Here is a 22,021-nt window from a genome sequence, read left to right on the forward strand (position 1 = left end):
GTTGGGCGCGGGCCCGCACGCGGGCCGCACCAGTGTTCGGCAGACGTGGACGGGCCACAGGGACCCGTCCGACCCGATCATCAGAGGATCAGGCGACGCACGTCGGACAGCAGCTTGCCCAGATACACGGTAAAGCGTGCAGCGGCAGCACCGTCGATCACGCGGTGATCGAAGGACAGCGACAGCGGGCACATCAGGCGCGGGGCAAATTCCTTGCCATTCCATACTGGCTTGATCTGGCTCTTGCACACACCCAGGATGGCCACTTCCGGCGCATTCACAATCGGGGTAAAGCCGCTGCCACCAATGCCGCCCAGGCTGGAGATGGTGAAGGTGGCGCCTTGCATGTCGGTCGGCTTGAGCTTGCCGTCTCGCGCCAGCGCGGACAGATTGGTCAGCTCCTGGGCGATCTGCTTCAGGCCCTTCTTGTCGGCATCCTTGATCACCGGCACCACCAGGCCATTCGGCGTATCAGCGGCAAAACCGATGTGGTAGTACTGCTTGAGCACCAGGTTGTCGCCATCCAGCGAGCTGTTGAAATTGGGGAAAGCCTTGAGCGCTTCAGCAGCGGCCTTGATGATGAAGGCCAGCGGCGAAATCTTCAGGCCGGACTTTTCCCATTCCTTGCCGATAGTCTTGCGGAAGTCTTCCAGCTCGGTGATGTCGCACTCGTCGTTGAACGTCACGTGCGGGATCATCACCCAGTTGCGGCTGAGGTTGGCACCGGAAATCTTCTGGATGCGCGACAGCGGCTTGGTTTCGATCGGGCCGAACTTGGCGAAGTCCACCTTTGGCCACGGCAGCAGGTCCAGACCCACACCGGAACCACCCGCAGCAGCCGGCGCAGCAGCCACCGGGTTTTGCAGCACACCCTTCACAAAGGCCTTCACGTCGGCATCGATGATGCGACCCTTGCGACCCGTGCCCTTGACCCGGCCCAGGTCCACACCCAGCTCACGTGCCAGACGGCGAACCGACGGGCCGGCGTGAGATTTGGAGAAGCTGGCTTCGTTGATGGCCGGCAGGCTGGCGCTGGCGGCAACAGGGGCTGCGGCGGCAGCCGGAGCAGGCGCAGCAGCCGGAGCCGGAGCCGGTGCTGCAGCAGGTGCGGCCACCGGTGCAGCGGCAGCGGCAACAGTGCCTTCCACTACCACGATCAGGTCACCCTGGCTTACCTTGCTGCCAACGGCAACCTTGACTTCAAGCACCTTGCCCGCAGCAGTGGCCGGCACTTCCATGGTGGCCTTGTCGGTTTCCAGCGTGATCAGCGAGTCGTCCACGCTGATGACATCGCCTACCTTGACCGAGACTTCGATCACATCCACACCATTGTGGCCGCCGATATCCGGCACCACGATATCGATACGACCACTGGCTGCCGGGGCGGCAGGCACAGCGGCAGGCGCGGCAGCAACAGCCGCAACCGGGGCTGCAACAGGAGCAGCTACAGCAGCGGCCGTTGCCGGAGCAGCTGCACTGGCAGCCACTTCGATGATGGCGATGACGTCGCCCTCGGAAATCTTGCCGCCAAGCACGGCCTTCACTTCCTTGACCACACCAGCCGCTTCGGCTGGAACTTCCATGGTGGCCTTGTCGGTTTCCAGGGTGATCAGCGAGTCGTCCACCGCCACGGTCTGACCGGCGGTGATGAACACTTCGATAATGTCTACATTGCTGTGCCCACCGATGTCGGGCACTTTCAGTTCGATCAGATTGCTCATGAGCTTTCCATCCGTAGGGCGGCGGCACCGGTGCGGCACCCCCGCCGATATTCGGCTACGTTGCGGAGTCCGCCGCGCTGCTGCACTGCGGACTCCCTACCTCAAGCTTGGCCGTATCCGGCCCGGCCTCATGCCTTCCAGGAAGGCAGCTTGTCAGCCTTGATGCCGTACTTGGCGATCGCTTCGGCCACCTTGGCTGCTTCGATCTTGCCTTCGCGGGCCAGGGCGGACAGGGCAGCCACGGCAACGTAGTGACGATCCACTTCGAAGAACTCGCGCAGCTTGGCGCGGCTGTCGGAGCGGCCGAAACCATCGGTGCCCAGTACCACATAGCGACCCGGTACGTATTCGCGGATCTGGTCGGCGTAGTTGCGGATGTAGTCGGTAGCGGCAATCACCGGACCGCTGCGGCCTTCCAGCTGCTGCTCGACAAAGGACTTGCGGGCAGCTTCGGTCGGGTGCAGCAGGTTGAAGCGGGAAGCTTCCATGCCGTCGCGACGCAGTTCGTTGAAGGAAGTCACGCTCCAGATGTCGGAAGCGATGCCGAAATCGTTGCGCAGCAGGTCGGCAGCGGCCATCACTTCACGCAGGATGGTGCCGGAACCCATCAGCTGTACCTTCACCTTGGCGTCGCCGCCGTCCTTCAGCAGGTATATGCCCTTGATGATGCCCTGCTCGGCGCCTTGCGGCATGGCCGGGTGGGTGTAGTTCTCGTTCATCAGGGTGATGTAATAGAACACGTCTTCCTGCTCGCCATACATGCGGCGCAGGCCATCTTGCAGGATGACTGCCAGCTCGTAGGCGAAGGTCGGGTCGTAGGACACGCAGTTGGGGATCAGGCCAGCCTGGATGTGGCTGTGACCGTCTTCGTGCTGCAGGCCTTCACCGTTCAGCGTGGTACGGCCGGCAGTGCCGCCCAGCATGAAGCCACGGGCGCGCATGTCGCCAGCAGCCCAGGCCAGGTCGCCAATACGCTGGAAACCGAACATCGAGTAGTAGATGTAGAACGGAATCATCGGGATGCCGTGGTTGGCGTAGCTGGTGGCTGCGGCAATCCACGAGGACATCGCGCCCGGCTCGTTGATGCCTTCCTGCAGCATCTGGCCGTCCTTGGATTCCTTGTAGAACATCAGCTGGTCGGCATCTTGCGGTACGTAGTTCTGACCCTGGGTGGACCAGATGCCGTACTGACGGAACATGCCTTCCATACCGAAGGTGCGGGATTCATCCGGCACGATCGGGACGATCTGCTTGCTGATGTTCTTGTCTTTCAGCAGGGTGCCCAGCATGCGCACGAAGGCCATGGTGGTGGAGAACTCGCGCTCGCCCGAATCACCCAGCTGGCTGTCGAACACGTGCAGACCCGGAATGGCCAGCGGAGCCTTCACCGGCTTGCGGGCCGGCAGATAGCCACCCAGCGCGGCGCGGCGTTCGCGCATGTACTTCATTTCCGGGCTGTCTTCGGCCGGCTTGTAGTACGGTACGTTCGGCAGGTCGGCATCGGATACCGGAATACCAAAGCGGTCGCGGAATTTGCGCAGGCTTTCGATATCCATCTTCTTGGCCTGGTGGGCAATATTCTGCGCTTCACCCGAGGAACCCATGCCATAGCCCTTGATGGTCTTGGCCAGGATCACGGTCGGACGACCGTTGGCGTTGTGGGTAGCCTCGTGGTAAGCGGCGTAGACCTTGTGCGGATCGTGACCGCCACGGTTCAGTGCCCAGATTTCGTCATCGGACATATTGGCCACCATTTCGCGCAGCTCCGGATACTTGCCGAAGAAGTGTTCGCGAACGTAGGCACCGTCCTTGGATTTGAAGGTCTGGTAGTCGCCATCCACGCATTCGTTCATGCGCTTCTTGAGCAGGCCCTTGGTATCCATGGCCAGCAGCGGATCCCAGCGGCTGCCCCAGATCACTTTCAGCACATTCCAGCCGGAACCACGGAAGTCGCCTTCCAGTTCCTGGATGATCTTGCCATTGCCGCGTACCGGGCCGTCCAGGCGCTGCAGGTTGCAGTTGATGACGAAGATCAGGTTATCCAGGCCTTCGCGGGCGGCCATGGAGATGGCACCCAGGGATTCCGGCTCGTCCATCTCGCCGTCGCCGCAGAAGCACCATACCTTGCGACCCGGCGTGCGGGCCAGGCCACGGCTTTCCAGGTACTTGAGGAAGCGGGCCTGATAGATGGCCATCAGCGGGCCAAGACCCATGGAAACGGTGGGGAACTGCCAGAAGTCATCCATCAACCACGGGTGCGGGTAGGAAGACAGGCCATCGCCATCCACCTCCTGACGGAAGCTGTCCAGCTGCGCTTCGGACAGGCGGCCCTCCAGGAAGGCGCGGGAATACACGCCCGGAGCAATATGGCCCTGGAAGTAGATCAGATCGCCGTCCTGCTCGTCATTCGGGGCACGCCAGAAGTGGTTGAAACCCACGTCGTACAGGGTGGCGGAGGATTGGAAGCTGGCGATATGGCCGCCCAGTTCCAGGTTTTTCTTGCCAGCTCGCAGTACCAGTGCGGCGGCGTTCCAGCGGTTGATGGAGCGGATGCGGTGCTCCATCTCGTGATTACCGGGGGATTTCTGTTCTTTGCCTACCGGGATGGTGTTCTGGTACGCGGTGGTCGCGTCGAAGGGCAGGTAAGCGCCGCGGCGGCGGGTACGCTCGACCAGGTTTTCCAACAGGAAATGCGCACGCTCGGAACCTTCGGTATCCAGAACCGACTCCAGCGCTTCAGTCCACTCCTGGGTTTCCAGGGGATCGATATCGTCAGGGAAGGTTGCAGCCATATCTCATCCTCACATCGGGGGTGACCGGGGCAGGGATCAAGTCCATGCCCACTTTATTGTGTTACCGGATCGAAAACGAAAAAACGAACCGGACTCGTTGGAGACAGATTATAAACGATCACTTTCGCAATAAAAATGTTCATTTATGAAAAGCTCTTCTGGTGTTGCGGAGTGTATAGTTTCAGGAGGCGACAACGGAATAGGCAATTAGGGTTATCACTCAATATTTGCTCCGTTTATCAGTATATTGCGCTGCATCATGTTGTTTTTTTGCGATACGGTGTCATACAGTCGCAACTCCCGTTTACTTCCCCGAGTCCTTCTTTTCTTCTTTCAGCATTTTTTCAACTTCGCGCATCCGCGCTTCGATGGAAGAACGCAGATAAAAGTCATCGCCCTTGGCTTGCGCAGCAAACTGGAACTGCTCCAGAGCGGCCTCGTAGCGCCGCTCGAAGTAGAAGGCATTACCCAGGGCCGCGTGATAACGCTGGGCATCCTTGTCTGCAAACAGCCTGGCCTCGCTGCGGTACAGCGCGGCCTCGCGCGGATAGCGGCTTTGCAGCTGGCGCAGCAATGCCAGTGCGGCCGTGCGGTTGCCACTATCTATAAGGACATCCAGCTCGGCCAATTGCAAGGGCTGGCTGTCTTTGAACTGCGCCTGCCCACGCCGCAGGCTGGCCAGGGCAGTGCTCCAGTCTCCGCCCTCACGGGCGATGGCCGATTCCTGCCCAAATAGCATGGGATCAGCCGGCAAGCGGCTTTGCGCCTTGACCAATGCACTGCGTGCGGCCGGCAACTGGTGGTTGGCCAGTTGCGCGCGCGACATGCCGTACCACGCGGCCCCCTCGTTGAGATACTGACCTTTTTCCAGCATGGTCTGGTAATAGCGCACCGCTTCGTCCGGCGACATTGCCATGACACGCAGTTTTTCCCGCACCAGCAGGTAGGCAGTGCTGTCCGCCTTCATTTTCACCGGGTACTCCAGTGCGCGGTTCTGCGCCTCGCTGATACGCTGTGAAGTTACCGGATGAGTGCGCAGAAAGGCATAGGCGTTGTTGTCGCTGTAGCGGTTGGCGGCATCCAGCCGTTGGAAGAAGGCAGGCATGGCGCGCACGTCGAAGCCGCCCTGGGCCAGGTATTGCATGCCGACACGGTCAGCTTCACGTTCGAAATCGCGCGAGAATGACAGCTGGTTGGATATCTGCAAGCCCAAACCGGCGGACAGAGTGCCGATGGAGGCCTGGCTACCACCGGCTCGCGACGCCAGTACCGCTGCCAGTACGGTCCCCAGCAGCAACAAGGGGCTGGTGGCATCGCTGGCAGCCTTCATGCGCGCGATATGGCGCTGGGTGACGTGGGCAGTTTCATGCCCCACTACCGAAGCCAGTTCACCCTCGCTCTGGGTACCCACCAGCAGCCCGCTATTGATGCCGACATAGCCGCCGGGCATGGCAAAGGCGTTGATCTGCTTGTCGTTGACGACAAAATAGGTGAGTTGCAAACCCGGCATGCGTACTGCTGCCGACAGCCGGTGTCCCAGGACATTGATGTAGTCGTTGACCTCGGCATCCTCCACCACATCGCCGGCATCGCGCATGGCGCGCATGAAATCGCGGCCGATACGGGCTTCGTCGGCCATCGACAAGGACGCATCGGATATTTCACCCAGATCAGGCAGGGAAGGCAGATCGGCATAGGCTGCCAGCGGTTGCAGCAGGGTCATGGCCAACAGGCTGGCCAGCAGGGTTGTTTTCATCTTTGATGTGAGCGGGCAGCGTCGATTTGGTTGCATGCCGGCCGGGAAAGTAGCCAGCGCCAGAAACAGCCACAGCATAGCTGCCCCGCACCGTGCGGACCAGCGCCATGCGGCAGGATCATGCCAGGAGAATTGTTTAGATATGATAATCCGGCAGGCCTGCCAGACTTTGCCAGGCCACCTGTGTCGACAGATACACCCGGCCGGCAAAGCGCTGCCCCAGTCCGCTGCGTTGCAGGATATCCGCCACTGGGCCCTTGATTTCGGCCAGATGCAGCACCACCCCGACCTGCTGCAAACGCTGGTCCAGACTCTCCAGCATGGACAAGGCGGTGGTATCCACCCGGTTGACCGCACTCATCACCAGCACCAGCTGTCGCAAGTGGGGCGTCTGCCCGGCTCTCTGCAGCAAGATCGTGCCAACCTGGCGGGCATTGCCGAAATACAGGCTCTCATCCACCCGCAGCAGCAGCACGCCGGGCAGGGTTTCCACCGCGTGACGCTGGCAGTTGCGAAAATGATGAGTACCAGGCAACCGCCCCAGCTCGGCAATATGTGGCCGGCTGCTGCGCCACAACAGTGTCGCCAGCGACACCAGCACCCCGGCCATGATGCCGCTATCCACGCCCAGCAACAGCACCAGCGCAAAGGTCAGCAGCCAGGCCACGGCATCGGCGCGCTCGGTCAGCCAGGCACGACGCAGGCTGCCGATATCCAGCATGGCCAGCAACGCCGCAATGATAGTGGCGGCCAGCACCGGCAGAGGCAGGTGTTCCAGCGCGGAAGTGGCCAGACACATCACCAGCAGCATGCCGGTGGCGGTCAGCAGCGAGGCCAGCTGGGAACGGGCACCGGCCTCGGCGTTGACCACCGAACGGCTCAGCCCGCCGGTCACCGGGAAGCCACCCACCAGCCCGGCCGCGATATTGCACAGGCCCAGCGCCACCAGTTCGCGGTCGGGGTCGACGCGGTCCTGAGTGCGCGCAGCCAGCAGCTGCGCCACCGACAGGCTCTGCAGATAGTTGATGAGGGCAATGAAGAAGGCCGGTAAGGCCAGGTCGGCCAGTTGCTCCAGCGCGATGGCAGGCAGTACCAGCCGCGGCAGGCCGGCCGGCACCGGGCCGACCACCGGCACCTGCAGCGATGCTGGCAGCAGCAGGATGCCAGCCAGCATGGCCACTACCGGCGCGGTACGTACCAGTACGCCGGCAGCGTCGGCGGACAGGCCCAGCCTTTGCAGCAGACGGCCTCCCCAGCGCCGCACCAGCAGCAGCCAAGCCAGGGCCAGCAGGCCCACCAACAGCGCAGCTGGTTGCCACGAGACTGGCTGATGCCACATGCCCACCAGCCATTGCGGCAGGGAGTTGCCGGGATTATGCAAGCCAGCCAAAGGGGCCAGCTGCGACAGGATGATTAACAAGGCAGAGGCGGTGGTGAAGGCAGCCAGTACCGGCTCGGACAACAGATCGGCGATAAAGCCCAGCCGCGCCAGCCCCATGGCCAGCAACATCAGGCCGGAGAGCAGCGCCAGCCATACCGCCAGGACCAGATAGTCGGTGGCGCCGGCATCGGCAAAGCGCGACAAGGTGGCGGCAGTCAGCAGCGAGGTCAGCGCCATCGGGCCGACCGACTGTGCCGGGCTACGACCAATAAAGGCATATACCAACAGCGGTGCCACGCTGGCGTACAAACCGGCCTCCACCGGCAGGCCGGCAAGCAGGGCATAAGCCAGACTCTGCGGCACCAGCAGCAGGGTCACCACCACACCAGCGGTAATATCACCCGCCAGCCAGACCCGGCGATAGTCGCGGAGCCAGTCCGGCAATAGCCGGCTCAGGGCAGGCATCGCGACAGCGGGCGAAACAACAACATGCCCAGCAGCATGGCTGCCACAAACCACCAGCCAGCGGGCAGCGCCATGCCGGCCAGCACCAGGCCAGGCCCTGGACAGATGCCAGCCAGCCCCCACCCGATGCCGAACAGCACGCTGCCCAACACCAGCCGCAGCGTCAGCCGGCTTTTGTCGGGTAACTGCAGCGGGTCACCCAGCAAGGCGTGGGTTTTGCCCTCGGCCCGGCGAAAAGCAAAAAACGCCACGGCAATGGCACCCGCCATCACCAGTGCCAGGCTGGGATCCCAGCGGCCAGTCACATCGAGAAAACCCAGTACCTTGGCCGGATTACTCATGCCGGACAACAGCAGGCCCAAGCCGAACAACAGGCCGGCGATCAGTGCAGACAGTAACTTGGCCATGTTCAGCTCCACCCCAACAGATGACGCATCACAAATACGGTCACCCCGGCACTGCCCATGAAGCTGAGCGTGGCGACCAGGGAGCGCGGCGACAGACGTGACAGCCCGCATACCCCGTGGCCACTGGTGCAACCGGCAGCCAGCCTGGTGCCAATCCCCACCAGCAGCCCGGCCAGCAACAGCAGCGGCAATGGTGTGCCCAGCTGAGGCAGCGGCAGTGGGCCGATCAGCCCACGCCAGGCCAGAGGTGCCGCGATCAGCCCCAGCACGAAAGCCAGCCGCAGCGGCCAGTCACCGGCCCGGTCCACCAAGCCACCCAGCATGCCGCTGATGCCGGCAATGCGGCCATTCATCAGCACCAGCCAGCTGGCGGCCAGCCCAATCAGCAGCCCGCCAGCCAGCGAAGCGAACGGGGTAAAGCTATCCCAGGCTATCTGCACGCTTTCTCCTCAATGTGCCGCGGAAGATCCATCATCCGTACCGTCACCACAAAACACGCCATGCAACGCCGACAGCATGATCATGGCCTCGGCGCTGGCGATGCTGTAATAAATCCATTTGCCTTCGCGTCGGGTTGCCACCAGCCCCTCGTTGCGCAGCACGCCCAGCTGCTGCGACAAGGTGGGCTGGCGGATACCGGTGAGTTTTTCCAGTTCGGAAACCGTCTTCTCACCATCCACCAGCTGGCATAACAGCATCAGCCGGTCTTCGTTGGCCAGACTCTTCAGCAGGGCGGCAGCCCGGCTGGCGTTATCACGCAATATGCTCAAATCCATTGTCACCGTCCCGACTACCGGCCCGGCCGTTGTGCGCTATGCAACGCTGGCTGATACCGGCTTATTTTTATAATATACATTATAGTATAATGTTGCGCAGTGTGCGATAGTGCCAGCCATACCGGCCTATCACCCATCCCATCCTGTTGCGGAGTTCACCATGCTGCAGCCACAGCTCGCTTCCTTCTTCGACCCCGGAACCGCCACCATTTCCCATGTGGTGTACGACCAGCCGGGAGGCCACGCTGCCATCATCGACCCGGTGCTGGACTATGACGCCAAATCCGGACGCATCGCCCACGGATCCGCCGGGCGCGTACTGGATTTTATCCGGCAGCAGCATCTTAGCCTGCAGTGGATTCTGGAAACCCATGCCCATGCCGATCATCTGTCGGCAGCCGCCTGGCTGCAACAGCAGGCGGGTGGTCGCATGGCCATTGGCGAGGGGATTACCCAGGTCCAGCAGCTGTTCAAAGGCGTCTTCAACCTGGGCGAGGACTTCACCTGCGACGGCAGCCAGTTTGATCACCTGTTCGCAGATGGCGAGGTCTTCCATATCGGCCAGCTCACGGCTAGGGCTGTGTTCGTACCCGGCCATACTCCGGCCGACATGGCCTACCAGATCGGTGACATGGTGTTTGTCGGTGACACCCTGTTCATGCCGGATGTCGGCAGCGCCCGCTGCGACTTTCCCGGCGGCGATGCTGCCATGCTCTATCAATCGGTGCAAAAATTGCTGACGCTGCCGGATGACACCCGCCTGTTGATGTGCCACGACTATCCGCCACAGCCACGCCCCATCGCCTGGCAAAGCACCGTGGCCGAACAGAAACAGCACAATATCCACCTGCATGCGGGCATCAGCCAAAGCGAATTCGTCGCCTTGCGTCAGGCACGCGATGCCACGCTGGACATGCCACAGCTGATCTTGCCGGCCATCCAGGTCAACATCCGCGCCGGACAGTTGCCCGCAGCAGAAAACAATGGCGTGCGTTACCTGAAAATACCGCTGGATATGCTGTAGACTCGAACAAGTGTTTAAGCCACGGTCATCCGCATGAGCTGGTCTGCCCTTCCCGCCGCACCACCGAGTCTGCTTGATAGCCAGGGCCAGCCACAGCATGGCCGCTACCAGGGCTGCATCGCCCAGCACGACTGGCGAGCCCTGCCGATGACGCGCTGGCAGCGGCTGCTGCGGCCACTGCGCCACAAGCGCTGGCAATATCTGGCGCTGACACATGCCGATTACGTTATCGGCTTGGCCGTAGTGGATGTGGGCTGGACCGCAGCGGCCTTTGCCTATCTGTTTGACCGTCGCCAGGGCCGTATCCTGGCCGATGTCGCCGCCGACAGTTTTCCCCAGCATGGTGCACAGCTCGCCGACCAGCCATTTGCCGACGCCCGCTTTGCCGGCAGGGAATTGACCGTGCGCTTTGAGCGTCAAGGCAGCCGCCTGGCGGTGGAAGTCAGCTCACCCCAGTTACGGCTGGCCGCTCACGTCGGGCTCGACCCGATGCCACCCGTACTGGCTGCCATTGGCCCAGCCAACTGGTTGGCCCACTCCACCCACAAATCCACCGCCCTGGCGGTCAGCGGCTTTGCCGATTGCCAGGGCCAGCGCTTTTCGCTGGATGGTGCCGTCGCCAGCCTGGATTACTCCAATGGCCTGTTGGCACGCCGCACTGACTGGCGTTGGGCCAGCGCCCACAGCAGCGGGCTGGGCTTCAATCTGCAACAGGGTTATATGGGGGAAGCAGAAAATGCCTGCTGGCTACAGGGCAAGCTATACCCGCTGTCTGCAGTTGAATTCACATTCGGTCCGCAACAGCCGCTACAACCCTGGCAACTGCGCAGCCGCGACGGTTTGCTGGAATTGCAGTTCACCCCGGAAGGCATGCGGGCAAAAAATCAGAACCTTCTGATCGCCAGTAGCCGTTATATTCAAGCTATAGGCCGTTTCGACGGCTACCTGACTGATCCGCTCAGCGGTACGCGCCATGTGGTGCAGGCGCTGACAGGCGTCACCGAAGACCATTACGCACGTTGGTAACACCATGACCATCATTATCCGGCCGGCTAACTACCAGGATGTACCGGCCCTGACCGCACTCACCGCCGAGATGGGCTACCCCTCTGGAGTGGAAGCCCTGGGCAACCGGCTGACCATGCTGCTGGGCAGCCCTGATCTGCACCAGCTGTGGGTTGCTGAAATCGAAGGCGAAGTGGCCGGCTGGCTGCATGCTTTCTGGCGGCCACTGCTGGAAGCACCAGCGGCAGTGGAAATCGGCGGGCTGGCGGTGGGCCTGCGCTGGCGACGACGCGGTGCCGGCCGCGCCCTGGTCCATGTGGCCGAACGCTGGGCGCTGGCCAAGGGTGCCACTACCGTCACGCTGCGCTCCACCATCCACCGCGAAGAAGCGCCGGACTTCTACCAGAATCAGGGCTACCAGCTCAGCAATGCCCAAAATACCTTCCGCAAGCAACTCGACGACAACAGCTAGCCCCCCCGCGCAAACCTGCGCCTTGCCGGCTGCATCCTGACTTGGCTTTACCTGTTTTAACGGGAAAAACTCTTTGCAAATCAGACTGCGCCGGCCGGATGCCGCAGGGCAACAAAGTTGGCTTTCCCGCCTGAATCTGGTCTACCATAGCCGCGCTGTCGAGCCGGGTGCCATGGCGAAATACCCCTTCTTCGCTGCTGACTCCGTGTTAGCATGGCGCCCCGATTAGAGCACTCAATCTAACCTCAGCCAGGAGATTACGCGCATGGGTGTGCTGAATACCATTCTCGAGCACAATCGGAGCTTCGTCGAAAACCGCGAGTACGAACAATTCAAAACCGACAAATTTCCCGATAAAGGCCTTGCCGTCCTCGCCTGCATGGATGCCCGCCTGGTCGAGCTGCTGCCCAAGGCCATGGGCCTGAAAAACGGCGATGCCAAGCTGATCAAGAACGCCGGCGCACTGATCACCCATCCTTGGGGTTCGGTCATGCGCTCGCTGATTGTGGCGGTCTACGAACTGCGTGCCGAGGAAATCTGCGTGGTGGCCCACCGTGATTGCGGCATGCGCGCCATTGATCCCAACAAGATTCTGACCCACGCCACCGAGCGCGGCATCAGCGAAGATACCATCCACACCCTGCGCAATGCCGGCATTGATCTGGACAACTGGCTCAAGGGCTTTGACAACGTGTCCGACAGCGTACGCCACAGTGTGCAGACCATCCGCAATCACCCGCTGATGCCCAAGGACATTCCCATCCACGGCATGGTGATTCATCCATCCACCGGCCGGCTGGAACTGATCATCGACGGCTACACCGGCAAGCCACCCGTACAAGAATGACGCAAACGGCTGCGCTGGGACTGTTTGGCGGCACTTTCGATCCTATCCACGCCGCCCACCTGCGCATGGCGCAGGCTTTTCGCCAGGAATTGCGGCTGGCCGAAGTGCGGCTGATCCCCGCCGGCCAACCCTACCATCGCCAGCACGGTACCCATGCCAGCCCGCAACAGCGGCTGGAAATGGCACAACTGGCAATCGACGGCCAGCCCGGTCTGACCGTCGACCCGCGTGAAGTACAACGCAACAAGCCCGCCTATACCATCGACACCCTGCAGGAAATCCGTGCCGAAATCGGCCCCGACCCAGCACTATGGTGGCTGATCGGTGGCGACTCGCTGGCCAGCCTGCATACCTGGCGGCGCTGGGAGCAATTATTCGAACTGGCCAACATCGCCGTGGCACTGCGCCCCGGCTTCGATGCCGCCCGTCTTCCCGCCGCAGTGCGCACACAATGGCAGGCGCGCCAAGTCACTGATTTTTCAAATGGCGCGCCTTCCGGTACAATGCGCCCCCTGGCCCTGCCGCCGCTGGATGTCTCGGCCACCGAGATACGCCACCGCCTGCATAGCGGAGCCAGCGTCGAGCATCTGCTTTGCGCACCGGTACTAGATTATATTCGCCAGCACCGGCTATATCTCTGAAGCAAGAAGCCGTTCCACGCCTGCCCGCCGCACACTGTTGCACCGGCAGCGCGCAACGGTTTTCCAGTGCCGGCACCAATACTGCCGGCCGGGCCGCCCGCCTCAGGTCGCGGCCCCTGCCCGTTTTTGCCGCACGTTGCGGTAAACGATCTTTACCAGATACCTCTGGCCGCCAAGCTGCCGCCACGTATCGCCACCGACATCAAAGGACATCATGGAAGTTCAAGACATTGCCAAACTGGCACTTACCGCCCTGGAAGACATCAAGGGCAAAGACATCATCGAAATGGACACTTCCGCGCTGACATCGCTGTTTCAGCGCATGATCGTGGCTACCGGCGACTCCAATCGCCAGGTCAAGGCACTGGCCAACAACGTGGCGGTGACCCTGAAGGAAGCCGGCGTTGATCTGGTTGGCACCGAAGGCCACGAAAGCGGCGAATGGGTGCTGGTAGACGCCGGTGACGTGGTGGTTCACGTCATGCTGCCGGCGGTACGCGACTACTACGACCTGGAACAACTGTGGGGCGGCCAGAAGCCGAGCTTTACCCCGGTTGGCGGTCGTCCGTGGCAAGCCAATACCTGATAGGCCGTCCAGGCTGCATCAGGCGCGACAGACGAGTGGCACCCGCCCCGTCTGTCGCCAACCTCCGTTTTCCCCATCGCAGGCAGCGTCATGCCCCTGCTGCCTACTGCGCTCTGAAGCATTGCCATGAAAATCACCATTCTTGCCGTCGGCACCAAGATGCCGCGCTGGGTCGACGAAGCGTATAACGACTACGCCAAACGCTTTGGCCGCGACATCAGCCTGGAACTCAAAGAAATCAAACCGGAAAAACGCGGTGGTGGCGTCACGACGGAAAAAGGCATTGCCGCCGAGCACGACAGACTGATGGCCGCCATCCCTGCCCGCTGCAAGCTGGTGGTGATGGATGAGCGCGGCCAGAACTGGACCTCGGTGCGCCTGGCTGCCGGGCTGAAAGAATGGATGGCGGGTGGCGATGATGTCTGTTTCATCATTGGTGGGGCCGACGGCCTGTCCGCCGAACTCAAGCAGCGCGCCGACGTGCTGTTGCAATTATCCGCCATGACGCTGCCGCACGGCATGGTGCGGGTGATGCTGGGCGAGCAGATCTACCGCGCCTACTCCATCCTCAACAACCACCCCTACCACCGCGAATAAGACCCGATAACAAATCCCCCGCTCCAGCGTTGCGCCGCCTTGCCATACGCCATGGACTGTCTGCGGCGGTGGGTCTTGTCCCGGGTTCTCTACGAGGTTTTGTTAGCGGTTCCAGGTCCCTTATCTGCTGCACTCAGTTGGGCGGCAGCACCACGAACTCGCCATCCAGCCGTCCGGCCGTCACTGCGCCGCACTCCAGTTCTACCGTCAATTGCAGCCGGGCCATGCGCCCCTTGGCCAGCGTGGCCGCCATGCGCTGCCATGCTGTGGCGGCCACAGGCAAGGTGGTGGCAGTGAAAGCACCGTGCATGGCTTTCTGGTAATCCATCTGGCTGCGCCGCACCATCACCTGACCGCGCACCCCCAGCACTTGCAACTTGCGATATACCAGCAGCCAGCCGGCGAGCGTGGCCACGGCTGCCGCACTGCCACCAAATACCGTGGCGCAATGATTGATGTTCGGCTCCAGCGGAGCCGCCAGGGTGATGGCATCCTCGTCGGCATGGCGTACTTTCACCGCCATCGCCTGTGCCAGCGGGATGGCCTGATACAGATAGTCCTCAATGTCCTGGTAGTCCTGCACGACAATTCCTTTCCTGCAAAGAAGCACCAGCATGCCACAGCCGGCCAGGGCCGGCAGCAATGGCTGCGACAACATGTCGCAGGGCGATGGCATGGATTTCACGTACAATATAGTATTGATAACCATTCTTATTCATAAATACGTCATGCAAAAGCTCGCCATCCTCGCCCTGCTGCTGTCCAGCGCGGCCCAAGCCCACGTCACCCTGGAAACCCCCAGCGCCGCCAGCGGCAGCTATTACAAGGCCGTGCTGAAGGTAGGCCATGGTTGCGACGGCAGCCCCACCACCGGCATCAGCGTGGAACTGCCGGAAGGTGCCCAACTGGCCCGCCCCATGCCCAAGGCCGGCTGGCAGGTTCAAGTTACCAAGAGCGCGGTAAAACCCTTTGATAACTACGGCACGCTGCTCAAGGAAGATGTCAGCCGTATCAGCTGGAGCGGTGGCAATCTGCCGGCAGATTTTTACGATGAATTCGTATTCCAGACCCGCATTGCCGCCAAGCCCGGCAAGCTGTTTTTCAAGGTGACGCAGCAATGCGCCCAGGGCAGTACCAGCTGGGTGGAAATTCCAGCGGCCGGCCAGGATGCGCATAGCCTGAAATCCCCAGCGGCCGTGTTGCAGGTGACCGAGCAGGGTGAAGCGCACCACCACTAAGCACCGCTAACAAAAAACCTGTTGCGGCGTTGTACCCCTGATACGGCCTGCATCGGCGTGCCTTGCCCCAGGGATGCTACGCTCTTGTTAGCCGTGCCAAGGCACATGCCGGAGCACGCGCCAGCAATGACAAAATCCCCTTGCGTCCACTGCGGACACAAGGGGATTTTTGCCTGAATACGACGGATTTTAGCTACGGATCAGGTGATCAAAAGCCGACAGACTGGCTTTGGCACCCTCGCCCATGGCGATGATGATCTGCTTGTACGGAGCCGTGGTGGCATCACCGGCAGCAAACACCCCCTCGGCCGACGTCTGGCCTCTGGCATCCACTTCGATCTCGCCTCGCGGCGACAGGGCAACACTGCCTTTCAGCCAATCGGTATTGGGCAGCAGTCCGATCTGCACGAAGATGCCTTCCAGTGCCACATGATGGTTTTCACCGGTGATGCGCTCCTGATAGCGCAGGCCATTTACCTTTTGGCCATCGCCAGTCACTTCGGTGGTCTGGGCATTGGTGATGACGCGGACATTGGGCAGGCTGTACAGCTTCTTCTGTAGTACCGCATCGGCACGCAGGCTATCGCCAAACTCCAGCAGGGTAACGTGGGTAACAATGCCAGCCAGGTCGATGGCTGCCTCCACGCCGGAATTACCGCCACCAATCACCGCCACGCGCTTGCCCTTGAACAGCGGACCATCGCAGTGCGGGCAATAGGCCACGCCCTTGGCGCGGTATTCGGCTTCGCCCGGCACATTCATTTCACGCCAGCGCGCACCGGTGGCCACAATCACCGCCTTGCTCTTGAGTACGGCACCGCTTTCCAGCGTCACCTCGGCCAGCTGGCCGTTTTGTGCTGGCTTGAGCGCAGCAGCGCGTTGCAGGTTCATCACGTCCACATCGTAGGATTTGACGTGCTGCTCCAGCGCCATGGCCAGCTTCGGCCCTTCGGTTTCCTGCACCGAGATGAAGTTTTCAATCGCCAGCGTATCCAGTACCTGGCCACCAAAACGCTCGGCCACCACACCAGTACGTATACCCTTGCGGGCGGCATAGATGGCGGCAGCAGCGCCGGCCGGGCCGCCACCGACGATCAGCACGTCGAACGGCTCTTTGGCGGCAATCTTTTCCGCTTCACGCGCCACGGCACCGGTATCCAGCTTGGCGATGATTTCTTCCAGGCCCATGCGGCCACTGCCAAACTGTTCGCCATTCAGATAAATGGCCGGCACGCCCATGATCTGGCGGTCGGTGACTTCCTGCTGGAACACGCCACCATCAATCATCACGCTGCGCACATTGGGGTTGAGCACCGCCATCAGGTTGACGGCCTGCACCACGTCCGGACAGTTGTGGCAGCTGAGCGAGACAAACACTTCAAACTGGTAGCTGCCTTGCAGGCCTCGAATCTGGGCGATGGTGTCCTCGTCCACCTTGGGCGGATGGCCACCGGTTTGCAGCAGGGCCAGCACCAGCGAGGTGAATTCGTGGCCCATCGGGATACCGGCAAACTCGATACGCCCCGCCTCACCCGGACGGGCAATGGCAAACGACGGGCGACGCGCAGCCTGGCCATTGCTGTTCAGCGTCACCTTGGGCGACAGGCTGGCAATGTCTTGCAACAGGCTGAACATTTCCTGCGCCTTGGCGCTGTCATCCAGGCTGGCAACCAATTCGATCGGCTGCTGCAGTTTTTCCAGGTAGGCGGTCAGTTGGGTTTTGATGGTGGTGTCGAGCATGGGAAGTCCTCAGGCAATTGCACTGGCAAGCTCATGTGCTGCCAACAGCTTGCCGCTGCAATCGGGTAGTAGGGAGACGGGCCGCTGGCTGCGGCCCGGAGGCCGTACCGCAGTACGCGGCACGGCACCATGGTGGGCGAAGAGCCTGTTCAGGGTCTCGCGAGCTAGAGCGAGACAAGGCGAAAACGACTGAGAAAGCGGAATTTACATGGAGTAAATGAGCATTTCGAAGGCGTTTTTAACGCAGTATCGCCCCATATTTAACTAGCGCAGCAGACCATGAGTTGGTTCTTAGATCTTGCCAACCAGATCCAGAGAAGGAGCCAGCGTCGCTTCGCCTTCTTTCCACTTGGCCGGGCATACTTCACCCGGGTGGCTGGCCACGTACTGGGCAGCCTTTACCTTGCGCAGCAGTTCGCTGGCGTCACGGCCGATGCCACCAGCGTTGATTTCGATGATCTGGATCTTGCCTTGCGGGTCGATCACGAAAGTGCCGCGCTCGGCCAGGCCAGCTTCTTCGATCATCACGCCGAAGTTGCGGCTGATGATGCCGGTCGGGTCGCCAATCATCGGGTAGTTGATCTTGCCGATGGTTTCCGAGCTGTCGTGCCAGGCCTTGTGGGTGAAGTGGGTGTCGGTGGATACCGAGTAGATTTCCACGCCCAGCTTGGAGAATTCGGCGTAGTTGTCAGCCAGGTCGCCCAGTTCGGTCGGGCAGACGAAGGTGAAGTCAGCCGGGTAGAAGAACACTACCGACCACTTGCCCTTCAGGTCGGCGTCGCTGACGTCGATGAATTTGCCATTGTGAAAAGCAGTAGCCTTGAACGGTTTGACTTCGGTATTGATCAGCGATACGGACATGTTTTTCTCCAGTCGGTGAAATAAGAAAATGCAGTGGTTTGCTGCGTTTGCATTCGATGTACGCATCTTAAGCAGCCCGTATCAATTGATCCACTTGATTGTTTAAATGTTAAAAATAGAATTTTCCTATCAACATTCAGACCAAGGCAATTCGCTGCCTGCCCGTATTGATTCTGCTGGCTCAGCACGATGCTCCTCGTAGCACTGTGGCCTGCTTGCCACAGTAAAATAAGAAAAGCCGCCAAAAATGGCGGCTTTTTCTATCGCATCACTCAGTTTATTCAGCTTTTGTTAAAAAAGCCCTGCAGCATGCCCAGGCCCTGCGACAGCAGATCACCCCCCTGCGGCAACTGGCCATCCGGCGTCAGCTTGTCCACAGCTTGTGGCAGGTATTCAGCCAGCCCCTGGCTGAGCTGTTGCGGGTCCAGACCGAACTTACCCGCCAGTGCCGTTACCTGCTCATTGCCCAGTACCTGCTGGATCTGCTCGGCCGACACCGGCAGGTTGCCTCCGGTCCCCACCCAGGACGACACCAGCTCACTCATGCCGCCACTGTTGAACTTCTCCACCAGGCCAGACAGGCCACCCTGCTGTTGCATCAGTTCACCGACGGCAGCCGCCACGCCACCACCTTCGCCACCCAGCAAACCACCCAGTTGATCAAACAGGCTCATGCTTAGTCCTTTCGGTTTAAAATGTCTTCAGAAAACTTTACTTGCAAAATAGCATAGAAAAATCAGTACAATAGCGCATTAAACCCAAACACATACGGGCTGCTCTTCATCAAAATGCGATTCATCACCATTTTCCTGGCCTGGCTGGCCTGCTTTGCCAGCAGCAGCGTACACGCTGATCTTTATGGTTTTGTGGACGAACAGGGCCAGGTTCACCTTGCCAACCGCCAGCTGGACGAGCGCTATCAGCTCTACCAGAAAAGCCTGCAGTCCGGCGCCAGCAGCAATGCGGCACTGGACGATGCCACCACGCCCGGCCTGGGTGCCACCCTGAGTAGTGACAACCGCTTGCCCGCACCAGCAGCAGCACGTGTCGATGGCCTGAAAAGCGTGAACGCGCCGGCTTACAACACCAAACTGGCTTCCCAGTACAAGCATCTGATCGACCAGACTGCACGCGAGTTCAAGCTGGATGCCAATCTGCTGCACTCCATCGTCACCGTCGAATCCGGTTACAACCCGCAAGCGCTATCTCCCAAGGGCGCCGTGGGTCTGATGCAGGTGATCCCGGCGACTGGCGAGCGCTTTGGCGTGACCGAATTGAGCGACCCCCGGCAAAACCTGCGGGCCGGCGCACGCTATCTGCGCTTCCTGCTGGCCCAGTTCAACAACGATCTGCCGCTGGCTATCGCCGCCTACAATGCGGGTGAAGGCGCGGTGCAGAAGTATCGCAATACCATTCCGCCGTATGAAGAAACCCGTGACTATGTCGCCAAGGTGCTGGCTTCTTACGAAAAACGCGGTGGTCTTGCCTATCAGAACAGCCTGCGCAACAGCGCTGGCAAGACCCGTGTCAGGGCAGTCATCCTGCCCGCCACCCTGTCCGGGACAACAGCCTCTGCACTGTGAGAGGCAAGTTCATGACATGACAAAGGCCTTCCTGCGAAGGCCTTTTTGCATGGTTTGAATCGATCATGGCCGCCACGGCGGCATTACAGCTGGATGCCCAGAATCTCTCCCAGCGGCTCGGCCAGATCGCGATAGTGTGCGCGATGGTCGAATACCCCCAGCAAGCCCGGATAGGCATCTGGCGCATGCAGAATCTGGTTGGCCTTGCGCGAGGACAGCTTGTGTATACGCAAGATGCGGCCATCCCAGTGCACCAAACGTGCTTCTTCTGCCGTCAGCAGAACCTCCAGCGCCTGGTGAATGATTTCCACCAACACGACTTTGCTGCGGGTTCTGCTTTCGCCCGCAGGTGTTGCACTTCTGACTCCCTCGTCTTGCATAGCGTCTTTTTCTAAAACTATTATTGTTTAAAATGAATTAACTTCTCCTTAATCATAGGGCAGGTCTTTTGCAATCTCAATAGTTGATTAAAAGAAATTTAAATAACAGCCACATAAATTCCGATTCAATTTAAAAAAAAATGGCCAGCGCAAGCTGACCATTTAAAATTACTGTGTTTTTTCTGCATCATGTCGCTAACAACAGCGCCAGGCCACGCAGGGAATGCCAGGGGTCGCCGGCCGCCACGCCCTTGATCTGCTGATCAATCCGGGCGCACTCGGACAAGGCCGTCATCAGTTTGCGTGGGCCGATCCGGCGCAGGGCTGGCTCGGCCAGCCGCTGCTTGTCGCCCCACAGGCGCAATTCACGCGCCATATCGCGCAACTGCCGCCCATCCTTCAGGCCCTGCCGCAAGCGCAGCAGCATGCGTACATCTTCGGTAAAGGACCACAATACCAGCACCGGCGATTCGCCTTCTGCCAGCAGGCCTTCCAGCATGCGTTGCACGCGGGCGGCATCGCCGGACAGCCAGGACTCGGACAGATGGAACACATCAAAGCGCGCGACATTGGCCACCGCCTCGCGCAGCTGTTCCAGCGTCAACTCGCCCGTCGGGTAGAGCAAGGCCAGCTTGTCGACTTCCTGACGGGCAGCCAGCAGATTGCCCTCCACCCGGTCGGCAAAGAAAGTCAGCGCCTCACCCGACAGTTGCTGCTGCTGGCGTTTCATGCGGCGGGCAATCCAGCTGCCCAGCTCGTGACGCCCCACCGGTTTGGCTTCCACCACCACGGCGGCTTTTTCCAGCGCGAGATACCACTTGGATTGCAGCTGGGTCTTTTCCAGCCGTGGCAGGGTAAGCAGGGTGATGGTGTCTTGCGGCGGGTTGGCCGCCAGCTGTTGCAGGGCTTCTGCGCCTTCATTACCCGGCTTGCCACCGGGGATGCGGATTTCCAGCAGCTTGAGCGAGGCAAACAGCGAAACGCTGCTCATGGCATCACGCAGTTGCGACCAGTCGAAACCCGCCTCCACCGTCAGCACTTCGCGCTCCTGATAGCCTTGCGCACGGGCATGCGTACGCAAGCTGTCGGCCGCTTCCAGCGCCAGCAGCGTCTCTTCACCATGAATCAGGTAGAGCGGCACCAAGCCCTTGGCCAGCACCGTCTCCAGCGCATCAGGGCTTAGGCTGGGCATTGGCAGGCTTCAGGCTTTGCGGGCCAGTCGTGCCCATGGCGGCCGGGCGCTTGATATAGGCCAGCCGGCGCGTGATCTGCTCGGCTGCATCGCGGCGGATATCGGCCCACAGCAGGTTTTCTTCCTGCTCCTTGCCTAGCACGTCGCTATCCGAATAATTCATGTAACGACGCACCGACACCTGCATGTCCGGCTCGATGGGCGAGCCGCCAATTACCGTGCGCACCGTGGCGCTGTAGCTCAGCAAGTACTCGTTAACCTTGCCGCCGCTGTTGATGGTGGACACTTCTTTCGACTGGTTTTCACGCAGCACGTTGACCACGGCCTCGGCCTGCTTGGGCGAGGACAACATCACTACTTTGTCATTACGCAACAGGGTTTCGCGCAGCAAGGGCCCCAGTTGGGCACTGCCCTCTTCCACATAAACGCTGCTGAAGGGCAGCGGGCGACTGCTGCTACCCATGCCCTTGAGATGAAAACCGCAGGCGCTGAGCAAGAGTACGACGCCAGTGAGCACCAGCCAGTGCAGGGTTCGGGTCATTCCTGTTTCTCCGTAA

General features: G+C 60.7%; 23 protein-coding genes. 9 read left to right on the top strand and 14 right to left on the bottom strand.

Annotated elements, in window-relative coordinates; translation table 11 throughout:
- Positions 1–80: 80 nt before the first annotated feature.
- The 7 genes from aceF to H2Z84_RS03270 all read right to left on the bottom strand — a co-directional run bounded on the left by aceF (position 81) and on the right by H2Z84_RS03270 (position 9,298).
- Entirely contained in the window at positions 81–1,721 is a 1,641-nt protein-coding gene (gene aceF, locus H2Z84_RS03240; protein WP_181834700.1) for a dihydrolipoyllysine-residue acetyltransferase, read from the bottom strand.
- Between the two features lie 128 nt (positions 1,722–1,849).
- Positions 1,850–4,513 carry a pyruvate dehydrogenase (acetyl-transferring), homodimeric type gene (gene aceE / locus H2Z84_RS03245; RefSeq protein WP_181834701.1) on the bottom strand — a complete coding sequence of 888 codons (2,664 nt, stop codon included), beginning with the start codon at positions 4,511–4,513 and terminating at the stop codon, positions 1,850–1,852.
- A 304-nt stretch (positions 4,514–4,817) separates the two neighbouring features.
- Positions 4,818–6,269 carry a M48 family metallopeptidase gene (locus H2Z84_RS03250; protein ID WP_181834702.1) on the bottom strand — a complete coding sequence of 484 codons (1,452 nt, stop codon included), beginning with the start codon at positions 6,267–6,269 and terminating at the stop codon, positions 4,818–4,820.
- A 136-nt stretch (positions 6,270–6,405) separates the two neighbouring features.
- Positions 6,406–8,115, bottom strand: coding sequence for a SulP family inorganic anion transporter (locus tag H2Z84_RS03255; RefSeq protein ID WP_258869274.1), 1,710 nt, complete (start codon positions 8,113–8,115; stop codon positions 6,406–6,408).
- On the bottom strand, positions 8,103–8,522 hold the full coding sequence (locus tag H2Z84_RS03260; RefSeq protein ID WP_181834703.1) for a DUF6691 family protein: 420 nt from the start codon (positions 8,520–8,522) through the stop codon (positions 8,103–8,105). Before H2Z84_RS03260 ends, H2Z84_RS03255 begins: the two co-directional genes overlap by 13 nt.
- A gap of 2 nt (positions 8,523–8,524) precedes the next feature.
- The gene (locus H2Z84_RS03265) at positions 8,525–8,962 is read right to left on the bottom strand and encodes a YeeE/YedE family protein (RefSeq protein ID WP_181834704.1); all 438 of its coding nucleotides are present in this window, start codon (positions 8,960–8,962) and stop codon (positions 8,525–8,527) included.
- Positions 8,963–8,971: 9 nt separating this feature from the next.
- Positions 8,972–9,298 carry an ArsR/SmtB family transcription factor gene (locus H2Z84_RS03270; protein ID WP_181834705.1) on the bottom strand — a complete coding sequence of 109 codons (327 nt, stop codon included), beginning with the start codon at positions 9,296–9,298 and terminating at the stop codon, positions 8,972–8,974.
- Between the two features lie 160 nt (positions 9,299–9,458).
- On the opposite strand from H2Z84_RS03270, the gene H2Z84_RS03275 reads away from it, so the two are divergent.
- The 7 genes from H2Z84_RS03275 (at position 9,459) to rlmH (ending at position 14,470) form a co-directional block, all read left to right on the top strand.
- Complete coding sequence (locus H2Z84_RS03275) at positions 9,459–10,322, top strand: MBL fold metallo-hydrolase (RefSeq protein ID WP_309545430.1); 864 nt, start codon at positions 9,459–9,461, stop codon at positions 10,320–10,322.
- A 33-nt stretch (positions 10,323–10,355) separates the two neighbouring features.
- Positions 10,356–11,348 (top strand): DUF2804 domain-containing protein, encoded by a 993-nt coding sequence (locus H2Z84_RS03280; protein ID WP_181834706.1) that lies wholly within the window; start codon positions 10,356–10,358, stop codon positions 11,346–11,348.
- A 4-nt stretch (positions 11,349–11,352) separates the two neighbouring features.
- Positions 11,353–11,799 (top strand): GNAT family N-acetyltransferase, encoded by a 447-nt coding sequence (locus H2Z84_RS03285; protein WP_181834707.1) that lies wholly within the window; start codon positions 11,353–11,355, stop codon positions 11,797–11,799.
- A 265-nt stretch (positions 11,800–12,064) separates the two neighbouring features.
- Positions 12,065–12,646: a beta-class carbonic anhydrase gene (locus H2Z84_RS03290; RefSeq protein WP_059285809.1), complete on the top strand. Its 582-nt coding sequence runs from the start codon at positions 12,065–12,067 to the stop codon at positions 12,644–12,646.
- Entirely contained in the window at positions 12,643–13,287 is a 645-nt protein-coding gene (gene nadD / locus H2Z84_RS03295) for a nicotinate-nucleotide adenylyltransferase (protein WP_181834708.1), read from the top strand. The genes H2Z84_RS03290 and nadD overlap by 4 nt, the downstream gene beginning before the upstream one ends.
- Before the next feature lie 214 nt (positions 13,288–13,501).
- The gene (gene rsfS / locus H2Z84_RS03300; protein ID WP_103524800.1) at positions 13,502–13,873 is read left to right on the top strand and encodes a ribosome silencing factor; all 372 of its coding nucleotides are present in this window, start codon (positions 13,502–13,504) and stop codon (positions 13,871–13,873) included.
- Positions 13,874–13,999: 126 nt separating this feature from the next.
- A complete protein-coding gene (gene rlmH, locus H2Z84_RS03305) occupies positions 14,000–14,470 on the top strand; it encodes a 23S rRNA (pseudouridine(1915)-N(3))-methyltransferase RlmH (RefSeq protein WP_181834709.1) in 471 nt (156 codons plus the stop codon).
- A gap of 133 nt (positions 14,471–14,603) precedes the next feature.
- Here rlmH and H2Z84_RS03310 read toward each other — a convergent pair whose 3' ends face one another.
- Positions 14,604–15,053 carry a YiiD C-terminal domain-containing protein gene (locus tag H2Z84_RS03310; protein ID WP_181834710.1) on the bottom strand — a complete coding sequence of 150 codons (450 nt, stop codon included), beginning with the start codon at positions 15,051–15,053 and terminating at the stop codon, positions 14,604–14,606.
- A 145-nt stretch (positions 15,054–15,198) separates the two neighbouring features.
- Between H2Z84_RS03310 and H2Z84_RS03315 the strand changes: the two genes are divergently transcribed.
- Positions 15,199–15,708, top strand: coding sequence for a YcnI family copper-binding membrane protein (locus H2Z84_RS03315; RefSeq protein WP_181834711.1), 510 nt, complete (start codon positions 15,199–15,201; stop codon positions 15,706–15,708).
- A gap of 189 nt (positions 15,709–15,897) precedes the next feature.
- On the opposite strand, the gene ahpF is transcribed toward H2Z84_RS03315, so the two are convergent.
- The 3 genes from ahpF to H2Z84_RS03330 all read right to left on the bottom strand — a co-directional run bounded on the left by ahpF (position 15,898) and on the right by H2Z84_RS03330 (position 18,983).
- On the bottom strand, positions 15,898–17,448 hold the full coding sequence (gene ahpF, locus H2Z84_RS03320; RefSeq protein ID WP_181834712.1) for an alkyl hydroperoxide reductase subunit F: 1,551 nt from the start codon (positions 17,446–17,448) through the stop codon (positions 15,898–15,900).
- Positions 17,449–17,739: 291 nt separating this feature from the next.
- Positions 17,740–18,309: an alkyl hydroperoxide reductase subunit C gene (gene ahpC, locus H2Z84_RS03325; RefSeq protein ID WP_045845828.1), complete on the bottom strand. Its 570-nt coding sequence runs from the start codon at positions 18,307–18,309 to the stop codon at positions 17,740–17,742.
- Between the two features lie 281 nt (positions 18,310–18,590).
- The gene (locus tag H2Z84_RS03330; RefSeq protein WP_181834713.1) at positions 18,591–18,983 is read right to left on the bottom strand and encodes a YidB family protein; all 393 of its coding nucleotides are present in this window, start codon (positions 18,981–18,983) and stop codon (positions 18,591–18,593) included.
- Between the two features lie 114 nt (positions 18,984–19,097).
- Between H2Z84_RS03330 and H2Z84_RS03335 the strand changes: the two genes are divergently transcribed.
- Positions 19,098–19,892 carry a lytic transglycosylase domain-containing protein gene (locus H2Z84_RS03335; protein WP_181834714.1) on the top strand — a complete coding sequence of 265 codons (795 nt, stop codon included), beginning with the start codon at positions 19,098–19,100 and terminating at the stop codon, positions 19,890–19,892.
- A gap of 83 nt (positions 19,893–19,975) precedes the next feature.
- Here H2Z84_RS03335 and H2Z84_RS03340 read toward each other — a convergent pair whose 3' ends face one another.
- The 3 genes from H2Z84_RS03340 to H2Z84_RS03350 all read right to left on the bottom strand — a co-directional run bounded on the left by H2Z84_RS03340 (position 19,976) and on the right by H2Z84_RS03350 (position 22,005).
- Positions 19,976–20,209, bottom strand: a complete 234-nt coding sequence (locus H2Z84_RS03340) for a hypothetical protein (RefSeq protein ID WP_226034325.1) — start codon at positions 20,207–20,209, stop codon at positions 19,976–19,978.
- Between the two features lie 250 nt (positions 20,210–20,459).
- Entirely contained in the window at positions 20,460–21,464 is a 1,005-nt protein-coding gene (gene holA / locus H2Z84_RS03345; RefSeq protein WP_181834715.1) for a DNA polymerase III subunit delta, read from the bottom strand.
- Positions 21,445–22,005, bottom strand: a complete 561-nt coding sequence (locus tag H2Z84_RS03350) for an LPS-assembly lipoprotein LptE (RefSeq protein WP_181834716.1) — start codon at positions 22,003–22,005, stop codon at positions 21,445–21,447. The genes holA and H2Z84_RS03350 overlap by 20 nt, the downstream gene beginning before the upstream one ends.
- Positions 22,006–22,021 lie beyond the last annotated feature (16 nt).

The sequence above is a fragment of the Aquitalea aquatica genome, from assembly GCF_013911085.1.
GTDB lineage: Bacteria > Pseudomonadota > Gammaproteobacteria > Burkholderiales > Chromobacteriaceae > Aquitalea > Aquitalea aquatica.

Bases quoted from the DNA above. Each gene is read 5' to 3' on its own strand.
- aceF (WP_181834700.1), bottom strand. From the start codon at position 1,721: ATGAGCAATCTGATCGAACTGAAAGTGCCCGACATCGGTGGGCACAGC.
- aceE (WP_181834701.1), bottom strand. From the start codon at position 4,513: ATGGCTGCAACCTTCCCTGACGATATCGATCCCCTGGAAACCCAGGAG.
- H2Z84_RS03250 (WP_181834702.1), bottom strand. From the start codon at position 6,269: ATGAAAACAACCCTGCTGGCCAGCCTGTTGGCCATGACCCTGCTGCAA.
- H2Z84_RS03255 (WP_258869274.1), bottom strand. From the start codon at position 8,115: ATGCCTGCCCTGAGCCGGCTATTGCCGGACTGGCTCCGCGACTATCGC.
- H2Z84_RS03260 (WP_181834703.1), bottom strand. From the start codon at position 8,522: ATGGCCAAGTTACTGTCTGCACTGATCGCCGGCCTGTTGTTCGGCTTG.
- H2Z84_RS03270 (WP_181834705.1), bottom strand. From the start codon at position 9,298: ATGGATTTGAGCATATTGCGTGATAACGCCAGCCGGGCTGCCGCCCTG.
- H2Z84_RS03275 (WP_309545430.1), top strand. From the start codon at position 9,459: ATGCTGCAGCCACAGCTCGCTTCCTTCTTCGACCCCGGAACCGCCACC.
- H2Z84_RS03280 (WP_181834706.1), top strand. From the start codon at position 10,356: ATGAGCTGGTCTGCCCTTCCCGCCGCACCACCGAGTCTGCTTGATAGC.
- H2Z84_RS03285 (WP_181834707.1), top strand. From the start codon at position 11,353: ATGACCATCATTATCCGGCCGGCTAACTACCAGGATGTACCGGCCCTG.
- H2Z84_RS03290 (WP_059285809.1), top strand. From the start codon at position 12,065: ATGGGTGTGCTGAATACCATTCTCGAGCACAATCGGAGCTTCGTCGAA.
- nadD (WP_181834708.1), top strand. From the start codon at position 12,643: ATGACGCAAACGGCTGCGCTGGGACTGTTTGGCGGCACTTTCGATCCT.
- rsfS (WP_103524800.1), top strand. From the start codon at position 13,502: ATGGAAGTTCAAGACATTGCCAAACTGGCACTTACCGCCCTGGAAGAC.
- rlmH (WP_181834709.1), top strand. From the start codon at position 14,000: ATGAAAATCACCATTCTTGCCGTCGGCACCAAGATGCCGCGCTGGGTC.
- H2Z84_RS03315 (WP_181834711.1), top strand. From the start codon at position 15,199: ATGCAAAAGCTCGCCATCCTCGCCCTGCTGCTGTCCAGCGCGGCCCAA.
- ahpF (WP_181834712.1), bottom strand. From the start codon at position 17,448: ATGCTCGACACCACCATCAAAACCCAACTGACCGCCTACCTGGAAAAA.
- ahpC (WP_045845828.1), bottom strand. From the start codon at position 18,309: ATGTCCGTATCGCTGATCAATACCGAAGTCAAACCGTTCAAGGCTACT.
- H2Z84_RS03330 (WP_181834713.1), bottom strand. From the start codon at position 18,983: ATGAGCCTGTTTGATCAACTGGGTGGTTTGCTGGGTGGCGAAGGTGGT.
- H2Z84_RS03335 (WP_181834714.1), top strand. From the start codon at position 19,098: ATGCGATTCATCACCATTTTCCTGGCCTGGCTGGCCTGCTTTGCCAGC.
- holA (WP_181834715.1), bottom strand. From the start codon at position 21,464: ATGCCCAGCCTAAGCCCTGATGCGCTGGAGACGGTGCTGGCCAAGGGC.
- H2Z84_RS03350 (WP_181834716.1), bottom strand. From the start codon at position 22,005: ATGACCCGAACCCTGCACTGGCTGGTGCTCACTGGCGTCGTACTCTTG.